Annotated in this window: 13 protein-coding genes and 1 riboswitch; of the genes, 8 read left to right on the plus strand and 5 right to left on the minus strand. The window is 69.8% G+C overall.

Translation table 11 applies throughout. The annotated features are described in order from the left end of the window. Positions 1-250: 250 nt before the first annotated feature. Positions 251-1,561 carry a UDP-glucose dehydrogenase family protein gene (locus ABD648_RS03895; RefSeq protein ID WP_282217388.1) on the plus strand — a complete coding sequence of 437 codons (1,311 nt, stop codon included), beginning with the start codon at positions 251-253 and terminating at the stop codon, positions 1,559-1,561. Between the two features lie 10 nt (positions 1,562-1,571). On the opposite strand, the gene ABD648_RS03900 is transcribed toward ABD648_RS03895, so the two are convergent. Beyond that, entirely contained in the window at positions 1,572-3,512 is a 1,941-nt protein-coding gene (locus ABD648_RS03900; RefSeq protein ID WP_282217389.1) for a GDSL-type esterase/lipase family protein, read from the minus strand. Positions 3,513-3,651: 139 nt separating this feature from the next. On the opposite strand from ABD648_RS03900, the gene ABD648_RS03905 reads away from it, so the two are divergent. Continuing rightward, a complete protein-coding gene (locus ABD648_RS03905; protein ID WP_282217390.1) occupies positions 3,652-4,236 on the plus strand; it encodes a DedA family protein in 585 nt (194 codons plus the stop codon). Positions 4,237-4,273: 37 nt separating this feature from the next. Continuing rightward, positions 4,274-4,450 carry a DUF5302 domain-containing protein gene (locus ABD648_RS03910; protein WP_165808049.1) on the plus strand — a complete coding sequence of 59 codons (177 nt, stop codon included), beginning with the start codon at positions 4,274-4,276 and terminating at the stop codon, positions 4,448-4,450. A 69-nt stretch (positions 4,451-4,519) separates the two neighbouring features. On the opposite strand, the gene ABD648_RS03915 is transcribed toward ABD648_RS03910, so the two are convergent. Then, positions 4,520-5,962, minus strand: a complete 1,443-nt coding sequence (locus ABD648_RS03915) for a cation:dicarboxylate symporter family transporter (protein ID WP_282217391.1) — start codon at positions 5,960-5,962, stop codon at positions 4,520-4,522. Between the two features lie 147 nt (positions 5,963-6,109). On the opposite strand from ABD648_RS03915, the gene ABD648_RS03920 reads away from it, so the two are divergent. Next, the gene (locus ABD648_RS03920) at positions 6,110-7,393 is read left to right on the plus strand and encodes a sensor histidine kinase (RefSeq protein ID WP_282217392.1); all 1,284 of its coding nucleotides are present in this window, start codon (positions 6,110-6,112) and stop codon (positions 7,391-7,393) included. Next, positions 7,390-8,085, plus strand: a complete 696-nt coding sequence (locus ABD648_RS03925; protein ID WP_282217393.1) for a response regulator — start codon at positions 7,390-7,392, stop codon at positions 8,083-8,085. Before ABD648_RS03920 ends, ABD648_RS03925 begins: the two co-directional genes overlap by 4 nt. Before the next feature lie 4 nt (positions 8,086-8,089). On the opposite strand, the gene ABD648_RS03930 is transcribed toward ABD648_RS03925, so the two are convergent. Beyond that, complete coding sequence (locus tag ABD648_RS03930) at positions 8,090-9,442, minus strand: FAD-binding oxidoreductase (protein WP_282217394.1); 1,353 nt, start codon at positions 9,440-9,442, stop codon at positions 8,090-8,092. 58 nt (positions 9,443-9,500) lie between these two features. Beyond that, positions 9,501-9,644: riboswitch (FMN riboswitch) on the plus strand. A 13-nt stretch (positions 9,645-9,657) separates the two neighbouring features. Between ABD648_RS03930 and ABD648_RS03935 the strand changes: the two genes are divergently transcribed. Beyond that, positions 9,658-10,092 (plus strand): 6,7-dimethyl-8-ribityllumazine synthase, encoded by a 435-nt coding sequence (locus ABD648_RS03935; protein WP_282217395.1) that lies wholly within the window; start codon positions 9,658-9,660, stop codon positions 10,090-10,092. A 25-nt stretch (positions 10,093-10,117) separates the two neighbouring features. Here ABD648_RS03935 and ABD648_RS03940 read toward each other — a convergent pair whose 3' ends face one another. Both ABD648_RS03940 and ABD648_RS03945 read right to left on the minus strand, forming a co-directional pair. Further along, entirely contained in the window at positions 10,118-10,762 is a 645-nt protein-coding gene (locus tag ABD648_RS03940; protein ID WP_282217396.1) for an FMN reductase, read from the minus strand. Position 10,763: 1 nt separating this feature from the next. Beyond that, entirely contained in the window at positions 10,764-11,990 is a 1,227-nt protein-coding gene (locus tag ABD648_RS03945; protein WP_282217397.1) for an LLM class flavin-dependent oxidoreductase, read from the minus strand. A 111-nt stretch (positions 11,991-12,101) separates the two neighbouring features. Between ABD648_RS03945 and ABD648_RS03950 the strand changes: the two genes are divergently transcribed. Both ABD648_RS03950 and ABD648_RS03955 read left to right on the plus strand, forming a co-directional pair. Then, on the plus strand, positions 12,102-13,232 hold the full coding sequence (locus tag ABD648_RS03950; RefSeq protein ID WP_282217398.1) for an acyltransferase family protein: 1,131 nt from the start codon (positions 12,102-12,104) through the stop codon (positions 13,230-13,232). A gap of 9 nt (positions 13,233-13,241) precedes the next feature. Further along, a complete protein-coding gene (locus ABD648_RS03955) occupies positions 13,242-14,105 on the plus strand; it encodes a serine hydrolase domain-containing protein (protein ID WP_282217399.1) in 864 nt (287 codons plus the stop codon). The last annotated feature ends 4 nt before the right edge of the window (positions 14,106-14,109 follow it).

The following is a 14,109-nucleotide window of genomic DNA, read 5'->3' on the forward strand; positions in this document are numbered from 1 at the left end:
TGGCCACCAGTAGAAAGCCACCCGACATCTCCGTGCCGAGGAACCCACCACAGGGGACCAGCTTCTCCGCCGCTCGCTCCATGAGTCGATATGAAATTGTGCGATCGACACAGGTCGACCTCCTCCACCCTATCAGCGAGGCCCGCGGAATCCCGCGCCACGACCCGCTCAGCGGATCGGTCACGTCCCGGCCATGAGGCGTTCACCGCCCGGATGCCGTGACGTGAGCGGCATCCGCTGTGCTGGGGCGATGCGCATGTCAGTGATCGGCTGCGGCTACCTCGGTGCCGTGCATGCCGCCGCCATGGCCTCGATCGGACACGACGTCGTCGGCATCGACGTGGACGAGGGGAAGGTCGCCGCATTGGCCGCGGGGACCGCGCCGTTCTTCGAGCCTCGACTCACCGAGCTGCTCACAGACGGCCTGGCTTCGGGTCGGCTGCGGTTCAGCAGCCGGATGGCGGATGCCGCGGGTGCGGACGTGCACTTCCTCGCGGTCGGCACGCCTCAGACGGCCGGAGGACATGCGGCGGATCTGCGGTACGTCGACGCCGCCGTGGAGGACCTCCTCCCCCACCTCCGCCCCGGCGACGTCGTGGCGGGCAAGTCGACCGTCCCGGTGGGCACCGCCGCGCGACTGGCCGAGCGCCTGGTGGGCACGGGAGCGGCACTGGTCTGGAATCCGGAGTTCCTCCGCGAGGGATGGGCCGTGCACGACACGCTCACGCCGGACCGGCTCGTGGTCGGCGCTGCACCGGACGCGGACGGCGACCGGGCGGTCGACGTGCTCCGTGAGGCCTACGCTGCCGCGATCGAGACGGGCACGCCGTTCCTGGTGACGGACCTGGCCACGGCCGAACTCGTCAAGGGAGCGGCCAACGCCTTCCTCGCCACCAAGATCTCGTTCATCAACGCGATGGCGGAGATCGCCGAGGCGGCCGGAGCCGACGTCACGCTCCTCGCCGATGCGCTCGGACACGACGGCCGCATCGGGCGGCGCTACCTCGGCTCGGGAATCGGCTTCGGCGGCGGCTGCCTCCCCAAGGACATCCGCGCCTTCGCCGCCAGGGCGGAGGAGCTCGGGCGCGGTGAGGCCGTGGGGTTCCTCCGCGAGGTCGACGCCATCAACCTGCGGCGACGCGACCGGGCGGTGCAGCTCGTCGTCGATGCACTGGGCGGACTGGTCTTCGGGCGCCGGATCGCGGTGCTGGGTGCGGCCTTCAAGCCCTTCAGCGACGACATCCGCGACTCACCGGCCCTCGACGTCGCCGTCCGCCTCCGGGGACTCGGCGCCGATGTCGTGGTGACCGACCCAGCGGCGATCGACAACGCCCGGACCGCGCATCCGCAGCTCGGCTATGCACAGGAGCGCGACGACGCGCTGCGCGAGGCCGACGCCGTCGTGATCGTCACCGAGTGGGATGAGTACCGACGCGACCTCTCCCCCGCGCACGCCGGCGGCCTCGTGCGCGGACGGATCATCATCGACGGGCGCAACTGCCTCGATGCCGCCGCATGGCGCGCGGCCGGCTGGCAGTATCACGGAATGGGACGGCGCTGAGGCAGTCCCGTCAGCTGACGGACACCCCGCGGGCCGCGGAGGAGCGGCCGAGGTAGACGTAGTCGTCGTGCTTCGCCGAGCGGCCGTCGCCCGCGGCTCGACCGTGCAGACGGCGCCAGACCCACGGCAGGGCATGCCGCCGCCACCACACGCCGGCGCCGATCGTCTCGTTCTCGTGCAGGGCGGCATCGAGCACACCGAGGGCATCGGCGTCCGGAACGCCGAGGACCTCGGCCGCGCGGTACGCGAGGAAGCGGTGTCCTCGACTGCTCAGGTGCACGAGGTCCTCGCCCCAGTTCGGGCGATCCGGCAGCGAGGGATGCAGATCCGTGTCGATCAGGATCGCACCGGTGCGCGCGGCGATCCCCGCCAGTGCGGTCGCGAACGCGGAGAACCTCCGCGTGTAGATGGAGGCGGCCCGCCGACCGGGCAGGAACGGCGTGACCAGCACCACGTCGGCCCCGATCCCGCGGAGCCGCACCACCGCGTCCTCGAGGCGCAGAGCCAGCGCGGCGACGTTCACGCGGTGCTTCACCAGGTCGTTCGCGCCGATGAGGATCGACACCAGGTCCGGTCGCAGTTCGAGCGCCCGCTCCAACTGCGTCCCGCAGACGTCGCCGACGCGCTTGGAGCGGATCGCGAGGTTCGCGTAGTGCAGGCCGCCGCGAGCGGCGAGCAGCAGCGCGAGGCGGTCGGCCCATCCCCGCAGCGCGCCGTCCGGTGCAGGATCGCAGAGACCCTCGGTGAGCGAATCGCCGAGGGCGACGTAACGGTGCCACCGCCGCGGCGGGACGGGTACCGAGGCCTCCGGACGCACCACGCGGCGAGCGCGGGCGCCGGCATCCACCCGATGCAGCATCCGCGCGTCCTCGAAGTGCCCGACGAGCTGGTCGCACACGCTCGACCAGCTGCGGCCCTGCACGGCTTCGCGTCCTGCCTCGCCGAAGGCCCGCCTCTTGCGCGCATCTCCGGCGAGGTCCGCGACGCGCATCCGCAGGTCGCCGAGATCGCCCGGCCGGTACAGCCAGCCGTCGATGCCCATCCGCACGAGGTCGAGCGGACCTCCACGGCCGGTCGCGATGACGGGGACGCCGCTCGCGTGGGCCTCCTGCAGGGTCTGACCGAAGGTCTCGCTCTCCCCCGGGTGCACGAACAGGTCGAACGACGCCATCGCCGCGGCGAGCGCCTCTCCGCCGAGGTGTCCGAGGAAGAGGGCATCCGGCAGCAGGCTCTCCAGCCGCGCACGGCTCGGTCCGTCGCCCACGATCACGAGTCGCGTGCCGGGCACACCGTTCAGCGCGGCGAGGTCCTCGACCTGCTTCTCCGGTGCGAGCCTGCCCACGTAGCCGATCACGACTTCGGCTCCCCAGGCGGCGCGCAGCGCACTGTCGCGGCGGGAGGGCTGGAAGCGCTCGGCATCCACTCCGCGACCCCAGCGGCGCACACGGTCGATGCCGAGCGAGGCCAGCTGCTGCGCCGACTCGGCCGAGGGCGCGAGCGTCAGCGTCGCACGCCGGTGGAGCCGGGCGATGTGCGTCTGAGCGATCCCCGTGGTCGCCGCGATGCCATAGCGCTCGGTGTAGGCCGCGACGTCGGTCTGATAGGCCGCGACGGATGCCACGTCGAGACGTTCCGCCGCGAGCACGCCGCGCCACCCGAGGGCGAAAGGCGAGGCGAGATGGACGACGTCCGGCTGGAAGCGACGCAGGGCGGCCGCGACGCGGTGGGCCGTCGAGGTGCCGACCCGGACGTTCCGGTAGCCCGGCAGCGCGAGGCTCGGGATCGCCTCGATGCGCGCACCGTCCACGGTCTCGGGGATGCCGACGGCCGCGGGGGCGATCACGTGCGCATCGTGCCCCCGGCTCTCGAGGTGCCGCAGGATCTGCAGCACCGATCCGGTCACGCCGTTCATGTGCGGAAGGAAGGACTCCGTGACGATCGCTACTCTCACACCCTCAGGATGACGGCGACGGCGTGCGGGATTCTCCGGAATCGGCCTTCGCCACCAGATGTTCACCGGATGCTGGAGCGCAGGTCACCGGCTATCCGGTCTTTGGTTCCCGTTCACCCTCGGCGTGCACAGTGAGCCCGTGCCGACCGACGTGCTCACCGAATCGCTCACCGGACCGTGGAGCCTGGTGCTGATGAGCCTCCTGGTCCTCGGGGACGCCTTCTTCGTGGTCGTCCCCGGCGAGGTCGCGGTGACCGCGCTCGGGGCGCTCGCGGTCACGAACGGTGCGCCGGCCCTCTGGGCGGTGATCGTGTGCGCCGCGGTCGCCGCCGCGCTCGGAGACGCGTGCTGCTATCTGATCGGACGCCTGGTCGGCATCGAACGCTGGCGCTGGATGCGCGCGCCCCGCGTGCGGCAGGCGCTCGAGTGGGCCGGACGACGCCTCGAGAGCGGCACGGCCACAGTACTCTTCACAGCGCGCTTCGTGCCGTTCGCCCGGCTCGCGATCAACCTGGTGGCCGGGGCATCGCGGATCCATCCCCCGCGCTATCTCGCCCTCGTCGGGATAGCCGCGACCGCCTGGGCGGTCTACCAGGCGGCGGTGGGCGCCGCCGTCGCCGCGATCGTCCCCGGAGGACCTCTCGTCGCCGTGCCGGTGTCGATCGTCGTCGCGATCGGCGCCGGAGCCCTGATCGACCTCGCGCTGCGCCGCAGCCGCCGCTGACCTCCCCCTCGCGGCGGGCGTGCTCTAGGCTCAGAGCATGAGCACCGAAGAAGGCGCCACCTCCTCCGAGGAGATGAAGCGCAAGTTCAAGGAAGCGCTCGAGAAGAAGAACGCGCAGCACCGGCAGGGCGAGTCGCACCTCGACGGCGACTCCGCCGTGCACGGCGCGGCCGCCCCGCAGACGCGGCGCGAGTTCCGACGCAAGAGCGGTTGACCACATGGATGCGGGGCCGGAATCATCCGGCCCCGCATCCCTCTCTCTCCGCTCAGCCTCTCTCTCCGCTCAGCGCTGTGCGGCGCGGTCCCTGGCCCGCTGCTCCTTCGCCGCCATCTCCGACACCGCCGACTCGCTGAGCTCCTGCACACCGACGGCGTGCGGAGCGTCCGACATCCCGTGCCCGTCGACGCCGTCCATCATCGACTCGTCGAAAGGCAGCTCCCCGTTGAGCACGCGGCGCGTGCGGTCACGGTCGATCTGCTTGGTCCAGGTGCCGATGAGGAGCGTCGCGACAGCGTTGCCCGTGAAGTTCGTCAGTGCGCGACCCTCCGACATGAAGCGGTCGATACCGACGATGACCCCGACGCCGTCGACCAGGTCCGGCCGGTACGCCTGCAGTCCGCCCGCCAGCGTGGCGAGTCCTGCACCCGTGACGCCGGCGGCGCCCTTGCTCGCGATGATCATGAAGACGAGCAGACCGATCTGCTCGCCGATGGACATCGGCTGGCCCATGCCCGTCGCGATGAACAGAGAGGCCATCGTCAGGTAGATCGCCGTGCCGTCGAGGTTGAACGAGTAGCCGGTCGGCACCGTGATGCCCACCACGGGCTTGGAGACGCCGACGTGCTCCATCTTCGCGATCAGCCGCGGCAGCGCGGACTCCGAGGAGGACGTGCCGACGATCAGCAGGTACTCGCGCCCCAGGTACTTCATGAGCGAGAAGATGTTGACCCGCGTGACGGTCCAGAGCAACGTGCCCAGCACCACGACGATGAACAGGATGCAGGTGATGTAGAACGCGCCCATCAGGATGCCGAGGCTCCAGATCGCCGAGATGCCGGTCTTGCCCACGACGGCCGCGATCGCACCGAAGGCACCGATCGGCGCCAGCCAGAGGATCATGCCGAGGATGCGGAACACCAGCTTCTGCAGCTGCTTGACCGCCTCCATGATCGGAGCACCGCGCTCGCCGAGACCCTGCAGGGCGAAACCGACGAGGAGGGCGATGAACAGCACCTGCAGCACGCTCTCGCCGGTGAAGGCGCCGAAGAACGTCGCGGGGATGATCCCGAGGATGAACTCCTGGGTGGTCTTCGCCTCGGTCGCACCCTCGGGATCGTACGTGGAGGCAGCCATGTCGAGCCCGGATCCCGGGTGGATGATGTTGCCGACGACCAGGCCGATCGCGAGGGCGAAGGTCGACATGATCATGAAGTACAACAGGGCGAGCCCGCCGATCTTCCCGACCGTCGCCGCCTTCGCGATGGATCCGACTCCGACGACGATGGTGCAGAAGATGATCGGCGCGATCATCATCTTGATCAGCGCCACGAATCCCTTGCCGAGAGCCTCGAACCCCTGTCCGACCTCGGGCCAGATGAGTCCGACGAGGGCGCCGAGCACGACCGCGATGATCACCGACACGTACAGCCAGGTGTGCCGGTCCCAGGACTGCTTGCCACGCCGCGAGTTGAACCCCGGCAGACGGAACCCCGTTGTGATGGCCATGTTTCCTCCTTGATCATGAACGTCTTCGTGTCATGTGTGCGGCGGCATCCTCGTCGCCGATGAGATTCACCGTCGCGGACTTCACACCGCGACGCGATTTGTGGTCGTATTGGTCACTACCGAGAGCGCCGACGACCGGAGGATGCGATGGCACACGCCTCTGACGGCCGCAGCACCGCATCGCGCGTGTTCGTCGTGCTCCTCGGGGTCGCGGTCGTCATCGGCGCCCTCGTCGCCGTCTACCTCGTCGTGGAGGCGCAGCGCGCCATCCGCGCCGAGGCCGAGCGGGTCACGGCGGCAGCCGCCATCTCGCTCGCCGCATCACCGGATGTCGTCTCCTCGCTGAGCGAAGGAGACGAGGGCGCAGCGACACGTCTGCTCGAGCCCTACGCGATGACGGTCGTGGAGGACGCCGGACTCGACTTCATCACGGTCATGACCGTGGAGGGCGTACGGGTCACCCACCCCGACCTCGCGCAGATCGGCGGACGCTATCTCGGCACGATCCCCACGACCCCCCAGATGCTCACCGAGGAGTTCACCGGCACCCTCGGGCCCTCGGTCCGCACGATCGTGCCGGTCGTGGACGCCGACGACACCCTGATCGGCTGGGTGGCGGCGGGCGTGACGACCGAGTCGATCACCGACACGCTGATCCGCCGTCTCCCCCTCACGCTCGGGATCACCGTGGGACTCGTCGCGCTCGGGGCAGGCGGAGCCCTGATCGCGCGCCGGGTCACCCGGCGCATCGCCGGCGACCTTCCACCCGGCCAGGTGCGTGATGCCGTGTCGTCGTACGAATCCATCCGGACCCTGGGCGAGGCACTGCGCGCCCAGACCCACGAGCACGGGAACCGGATGCACACCGCCGTCGCCCTGCTCGAGCTCGGGCGGAGCGACGAGGCGATCGAGATCCTCACCGAGACCTCGCGGCAGAGCCAATCCCTCGTCGACCAGGTCACAGCACGGCGCCAGGGCGACCCCGCGGTCGGTGCCCTCCTGCTGGGGAAGGCGTCTCAGGCGAAGGAGCGCGGCATCGACTGGCGTGTGCGCATCGATCCGGAGACCCCGCGCTCGCCGCTGTCGACGGTCGACAGCGTGTCGGTGCTCGGCAACCTCGTCGACAACGCGATGGATGCCGCGGCGGAGTCCGACGACCGCTGGGTGGCCGTCTCGCTCACGCCCGGCGCGGACGGCGGGATCGTGCTCGAGGTCTCGGACAGCGGACCGGGCGTCCCGATCGACCGCCGCGAGCAGATCTTCCAGCAGGGCTTCTCGACGAAGCCCGCGGATGCGCAGGGCCGAGGCATCGGCCTCGCACTCGTGAGGTCGGTCGTCACGGGCGTCGGCGGTTCGGTGACGCTGGAGGGCGATCCCACGACCTTCCGCGTCATCCTGCCCGCAGCGGGAGCGCGGAGGCGCCGTTCATGATCCGGACGCTCATCGTCGACGACGACGCTCTGACCCTCGAACTCCATCGCGACTACCTCGCACGTCTCGAGGGCTTCGAGGCCTCCGGAGAGTGCAGCGGAGCACGCGCCGCGGTGAGCGCGGTGCTGGATCGCCGGGGCGCGGACGCCTTCGACCTGGTCCTGCTCGACATCACGATGCCTGACGGTTCCGGCATCGATGTCCTGCGGGCTCTCCGTGCCAGGGCGGCCTCGGTCGACGTCATCGCGATCACCGGGGTGCGCGATGCCGAGACCGTGCGGCAGATGGCGGCTCTGGGCGTCTTCCAGTACCTCGTGAAACCGTTCCCCTTCGCCGTGTTCAAGGAGCGGATGGAGCAGTACCGCTCCTACCGGGATCAAGCCCGCACCACAGACGGCGAGGCGACGCAGGCCGAGATCGATGCGCTGCTCGGCCGCACGACCGGCACGATCCTGCTGCCCAAGGGCCTGTCGGCCGCGTCCTTGGATCGCGTGACCTCCGCGCTGCGCGCGATGGGTCCGCTGTCGGCGAGCGAGGCGGCGGAGCGTCTGGGCATGTCCCGCGTCGCCGTGCGGCGCTACCTCGAGCATCTTGCCGCTGAGGGCGTGCTCCTCCGGACGGCGCGGTACGGCGCGCGCGGACGCCCCGAGACCGAGTACCACTGGAACCGGGGCACCGGCGACGACGCCTGACGACTCAGCGCGGAAGGCGTCCCGCGTGCAGTACCCCTTCGGGATCGACGGCGGCGCGGACAGCGCGCAGCCGATCGAGGTCGGCCGAGGTACCGCAGCGGTCGAGCGTCTGTCCCGGCCCCAGGAAGGTCGGCACCGTACGCGAGGCCTCTGCGTGCGCCAGTAGATCGACGAACCCCGCGAGACTCGCGTCTCCCGGTTCGCGGGGCGCGCCGGGGAACAGCGGCGCGAGCGCGTGCAGCAGCCAACCCGCCGAAGCCAGGCTCGCGAAGCCGCTGCGCCGTGGCGCGTCGAGCGCGCCGCCCAGCATCCGGATGTCGATCCCGATGATCGGAGCCTGCTCCGGCAGCTCGCGGAACTCCACGAGCGCATCGATCGTGGCGTCGTCCAACGTCGTGAGCGCCATGGACGCGCCACGGCCAGGGGTCGGCTCTGTCGGTTCGTTCGATGCCGCCACGAGGGCCGCCGGCGAAGTGGCTCCCGTCGTCTCGTGCTGCACCGCGCCGGCACGGCGGACCCGATCGATGAGCTCGTCCGCGGAGCCGTCGACCGACAACGCCTGCACCTCGAGGAAGCTGCGCCCGCGGATCGCCTCCGGCAGCTGTGGCGCGTCGGGCATGCGCATCGAGTTCATGAACACGTTGAGCGACGCCGGTGCGTCGGCCGCGAGGTCGCGCACGGCGCGGATCACCGCGGCGGCATCCGCCACGTCGAAAGTGAGGCTCGCACCCCACAGTGCCGGCGTGCGCACGAGATCGATCTCGAGGGCCGTGACGATGCCGACGACGCCGCCCGCGCCGCGCAGGGCCCACATGAGATCCGGATCGCTGTCGTCGTCGACACGCTCATGGGAGCCGTCGGCACGCAGCACCCACGCTGCCCGCAGGTTGTCGGAGCCGAGCCCCGCCGTGCGGCTGAACCACGAGTGCCCGCCACCCAGTGTGTAACCGGCCACGCTGACGACCGGACTCGTGCCGGCCGGAGCCGCCCAGCCGGTGCCCTCGAGGGCGTCGACGACCGCGCCCCAGCGGACACCGGTGCCCACCCGGAGGATCCCGGCATCCACGTCGACATCGAGCTCATCGAATGCCGACATCCGCACGATCACCGCACCGTCGAGATCACTCGACGCTCCGTGCCCGCTCGGCTGGACGGCGAGGCGGAAGCCCGACGAGCGAGCGGCGCCGAGCAGTGCGTGCAGATCGGCGACATCCGCCGGAGCGGCGACAGCGAGGGGTCGCTGATCGATCGCGAGGTTCCATGGCTGCCGCGCCTCATCGAACCCGGCATCGCCGGGACGGAAAAGGGAGCCGCTCAGTCGGTCGCGAAGGGCATCGAACGAGGAGATCGAGGTCATGACGCCACGGTAGGACATCCCTCGGACATTCGACCATACCCAGTGATAGCCTCGTGCCGAATGTCCTCAGGGCGGGGTGCGATTCCCCACCGGCGGTATCACGGCAGGGCCGTGGAGCCCGCGAGCGGACCCCACGGTGGGGTCTGCAGACCCGGTGCGATTCCGGGGCCGACGGTCACAGTCCGGATGGAAGAGGACGAGAGGGAGCAGTCATCATGCCCAGAATCGCCATCGTCGCCGCGCAGTGGCACGCCGAGATCGTCGACCAGGCCGTCGAATCCTTCGAGGGAAGGCTCGCGTCACTCGGCTTCGACGACGTCAGCATCCTCCGGGTACCCGGGGCCTTCGAGATCCCGCTGCACGCGCAGCGGCTCGCCCGCAGCGGTCGAGTCGACGCCATCGCCACCTGCGCGCTCGTCGTCGACGGCGGCATCTACCGCCATGACTTCGTGGCGTCCACGGTCGTCGATGCGCTGATGCGCGTGCAGCTGGAGACGGACGTGCCCGTGTTCTCGGCGGTCCTCACGCCGCACAATTTCCACGAGCACGACGAGCACCGCGAGTACTTCCGCCGTCACTTCTCCGTCAAGGGCGCCGAGCTCGCCGACGCGGTCGTGAAGACGCTCGCCGGACTCGACGCCCTCGCCTGATCGGCAGCGGAGGCGAACAGTCGCCTCACTCCCCCGCGAGACCGCCCAGCAGGTGGCCGAACGACCGGCCCTCACCGAGGTACGTCGCCGGGTCGAACGGGTCGGAGGCCGAGGCGGCGTCGCGTCGGGCCACCGCATCCGCGAGCTCCCGCGCGCCCTTCTCGACGCGCTTCGCGAGCGGAGCGACGTGGTCGCCGGACCCTCCCCAGTCGCTGGAGGCCGCGAACACGCCGGTCGAGACGGCGTCGGCGTGCAGGTAGGCGAACAGCGGACGGATCGCGTAGTCAATCGCCAGCGAGTGCCGGGCGGTACCGGCATTCGCGCCGATGAGGACCGGCTTCCCGGTGAGCGCGTCGGGATCGAGCACGTCGATGAACGACTTGAACAATCCCGAGTAGCTGGTCGAGAAGATGGGCGTCACCACGATGAGCGCATCGGCCGACACCACCGTGTTGATCGCCGTCTCCAGCGCCGGCGGCGCGAATCCGGTGAGCAGGTTGTTGGTGATGTCATGCGCGTAGTCGCGCAGCTCGATCACGTCGACGCTCGTCTCGATGTCGTGCTCGCGGAGCGCCTTCACCGTCTCGGCGGCCAGCCGATCGGCGAGCATCCGCGTGGACGAGGGATTCGAGAGACCGGCCGACACGACGGCGATGCGACGCACGGTCATCTCAGGCCTCCTTCCGGCTGAGCCCGAACGCGGCACCGGCCGGAGCCGGGGTGTCCTGGTAGGGCGAGTCGCCGGTCAGGTTGTCGCCGCGGTTGGCACCGGGGCGCGCCTGACGGGTGGGCCCGTCGCCGAACTCCGCCTTCACGCGTGCGGCGTGGGTGGGAGCATCCGGCACGGTCTCCGGGCGACCCTGCGCGAGCTCCTTCCGCAGCACGGGCACGACCTCGGAGCCGAGGATGTCGAGCTGCTCGAGCACGATCTTGAGCGGAAGCCCGGCGTGGTCGATCAGGAAGAGCTGACGCTGGTAGTCGCCGTAGTGCTCGCGCATGGCGGCGTAGCGATCGATGATCTGCTGCGGCGACCCCACGGTGAGGGGCGTCATCTCGGTGAAGTCCTCCATGCTCGGACCGTGGCCGTAGACGGGCGCGTTGTCGAAGTACGGACGGAACTGGTTCGCCGCGTCCTGCGAGTTCGCGGCCATGAACACCTGACCGCCGAGACCGACGATGGCCTGCTCCGGGGTGCCGTGCCCGTAGTGCGCGTAGCGCTGACGGTACAGCTCGATGAGGCGCTGGTAGTGCTCCTTCGGCCAGAAGATGTTGTTCGCGAAGAAGCCGTCGCCGTAGTAGGCCGCCTGCTCGGCGATCTCCGGGGTGCGGATGGATCCGTGCCAGACGAAGGGCGCGATGCCGTCGAGGGGCCGCGGCGTGGAGGTGAACCCCTGCAGCGGGGTGCGGAACTTGCCCTCCCAGTCGACGACGTCCTCACGCCACAGCTTGTGCAGCAGGGCGTAGTTCTCGATCGCGAGAGGGAGTCCCTGACGGATGTCCTGGCCGAACCACGGGTACACGGGTCCGGTGTTCCCGCGACCGAGCATGAGGTCCATGCGGCCGTCGGACACGTGCTGCAGCATCGCGTACTCCTCGGCGATGCGCACCGGGTCGTTCGTCGTGATGAGCGTGGTCGAGGTCGAGACGATCAGACGCTCGGTCTGCGCGGCGAGGGCGGCGAGGAAGGTCGTGGGGCTCGAGGACCAGAACGGCGGGTTGTGGTGCTCGCCGATCGCGAAGACGTCGAGTCCGACCTCTTCGGCGTGCGTGGCGATGGTCAGCGTCGCCTTGATCCGCTCCTGCTCGCTGGGGGTGATGCCCGTGGTGGGATCGCGGGTGATGTCGCTGACCGACATGATGCCGAACTGCATCGCCTGCGCGCCTGACTGCTCGCTCATGATTGCTCCATTTTCCTCGAAGCGGATGACGGTGCATCCGTTTCTATTCATTTGAATGTATATGAGTCAACGCGATGCGGCCAACTTTATTCCCGACGGTAGCCTCGAAGGATGAGCAACGCAGCCGCGGCCCCTTCCGGTCCCCCGACCGGGTCGACGGCACGCCCTCGGCGCCGCGTCCCGTTCTGGGACAACGCCCGCTACGCGTGCATCGTGCTGGTGGTGCTGGGCCACGCGATCCAGCGGCTCATCTACGACTCCGACATCGCCTTCGCGTTCTACCTGGCCCTCTACGCCTTCCACATGCCGGCGTTCGCGATCATCTCGGGATACTTCTCGAAGTCCGGGTCGCCGACCAGGACGCAGATGGCCAGAGTCATCACCGACATCCTGGTGCCGTATCTCATCTTCGAGGTGCTGTGGACGCTCACCAAGTGGCTCGTGGAGGGCCAGGCGAACCCGAACATCACCAAGCCGTCCTGGACGCTGTGGTTCCTGCTGGCGCTGGGGATCTTCCGGCTGGTCCTCCCCTACCTCGCTCTGCTCCGGTGGCCGCTGGCCTGGACGGTCGTGATCTCGATCGGCGTCGGGTACCTGCCGAACGTCGACAGCACCTTCTCGCTCTCGCGCACGCTGGGCCTCCTCCCGTTCTTCGCGTTCGGGTGGTGGCTCCGGGAGCGGGACATCGTCGACCGATTCCGCCTCCTCGACTTCCGCCCCTGGTGGGTGCGCGTCGTCGCCGTCGCCGTCCTCGCAGCCACGGGCTGGGCGGCCTGGAACTGGCTCCCGGTGTGGCAGGCGATCGACCTGCGTCACTGGCTCTTCTACGAGGACTCCTACGCCGACCTCGGCGGTGAGCAGTGGTGGGCCGGCGGTCTCCGGTTCGCGCTGATGCTCCTCGCCGTCGTGCTCTGCGCGGCGTTCTTCGCGCTCATCCCCCGCGGGACCTATTGGTGGACGCACTTCGGCCAGTACACGATGTACGTGTTCCTCCTGCATTCGTTCGTGTTGTACCCCTTCCGTGAATCGGGTGCCCTGCGCGACCTCGAACCGACGTGGATCTGGCTGCCTCTCGTCACGATCCTGTCCGTCGTCGTCGCACTGGCTCTGGCGACGAAACCCGTCCGCTGGCTCTTCCGTCCGCTCGTCGAACCGCGCCCGAAATGGCTTTTCGCCGACCCCGCTCTCGCCTCCCGCGAGGGGCGGAGGAACGACCCGACCGGATCGCGGCGGCCGCGATAGCCTGAACGGATGCTCCGCGCCTCGACCATCCGCGATCAGGTCGTCCAGCAGGCGGAGGAATCCGGCTTCGACGCGCACGGACTGCACGTCCTCCTCGGCACGGATTCCGCGGAGCACCGCTGGACCCCCGACGTCCGCGAGGACATCCATTCCGTCGCGAAGGCCGTCTGCGTCCTCGCCGCCGGCATCGCCTCGGATGAGGGGCTCATCGATCTCGACGCCCCGGTCGGCACATACGTCGACGACATCGATCTCGGAGCCGGCGTCGATCGCGTGACGCTCCGCCGTCTCCTGAGCATGTCGAGCGGCATCGATCTGCCCTGGTCGGAGACCATGATGACCGACTGGCCCGATCTCGCGATCGAGTTCCTCGGCCGGCCGTCACGAGGGTCCGTCTTCCAGTACTCCAACGCCAGCACCTACACGGCGATGACCGTGCTCGCCCGCCGCGTCGGCGACGTCGCCGAGTATCTCGATCCGCGCCTGTTCCGTCCGCTCGGCATCCGCGACGTCGCATGGGAGCGCTGCCCGAACGGCCGGATCATCGCCGGCGGAGGGCTCGCGCTGCGCACCGAGGAGCTGGCGCGCATCGGGGCCCTGATCCGCGACCGCGGGATGTGGGAGGGGTCCAGGCTGGTCTCGGCGGAGTGGATCGACGCGATGCACTCCGACTGGGTGATGGCGGGATCGACTCCCGGCTACGACCGTTACGCGCTCGCGGGCTGGGGTGGACCGGGTGGCGCGTGGCGGCTGCACGGCGCGCACGGCCAGCTGATCATCTTCGTGGATGAGGCCGTGGTCACCATCACCGCGAACGATCACCTGGGCGCCGACGCCATGGCGGCCGCCGTCGTACTGATGCTCGCGAGCTGACGCC

The organism is Microbacterium luteolum (assembly GCF_039533965.1).
GTDB lineage: Bacteria > Actinomycetota > Actinomycetes > Actinomycetales > Microbacteriaceae > Microbacterium > Microbacterium luteolum.

Bases quoted from the DNA above. Each gene is read 5' to 3' on its own strand.
- ABD648_RS03940 (WP_282217396.1), bottom strand. From the start codon at position 10,762: ATGACCGTGCGTCGCATCGCCGTCGTGTCGGCCGGTCTCTCGAATCCC.
- ABD648_RS03910 (WP_165808049.1), top strand. From the start codon at position 4,274: ATGAGCACCGAAGAAGGCGCCACCTCCTCCGAGGAGATGAAGCGCAAG.
- ABD648_RS03950 (WP_282217398.1), top strand. From the start codon at position 12,102: ATGAGCAACGCAGCCGCGGCCCCTTCCGGTCCCCCGACCGGGTCGACG.
- ABD648_RS03920 (WP_282217392.1), top strand. From the start codon at position 6,110: ATGGCACACGCCTCTGACGGCCGCAGCACCGCATCGCGCGTGTTCGTC.
- ABD648_RS03915 (WP_282217391.1), bottom strand. From the start codon at position 5,962: ATGGCCATCACAACGGGGTTCCGTCTGCCGGGGTTCAACTCGCGGCGT.
- ABD648_RS03930 (WP_282217394.1), bottom strand. From the start codon at position 9,442: ATGACCTCGATCTCCTCGTTCGATGCCCTTCGCGACCGACTGAGCGGC.
- ABD648_RS03895 (WP_282217388.1), top strand. From the start codon at position 251: ATGCGCATGTCAGTGATCGGCTGCGGCTACCTCGGTGCCGTGCATGCC.
- ABD648_RS03925 (WP_282217393.1), top strand. From the start codon at position 7,390: ATGATCCGGACGCTCATCGTCGACGACGACGCTCTGACCCTCGAACTC.
- ABD648_RS03935 (WP_282217395.1), top strand. From the start codon at position 9,658: ATGCCCAGAATCGCCATCGTCGCCGCGCAGTGGCACGCCGAGATCGTC.
- ABD648_RS03955 (WP_282217399.1), top strand. From the start codon at position 13,242: ATGCTCCGCGCCTCGACCATCCGCGATCAGGTCGTCCAGCAGGCGGAG.
- ABD648_RS03945 (WP_282217397.1), bottom strand. From the start codon at position 11,990: ATGAGCGAGCAGTCAGGCGCGCAGGCGATGCAGTTCGGCATCATGTCG.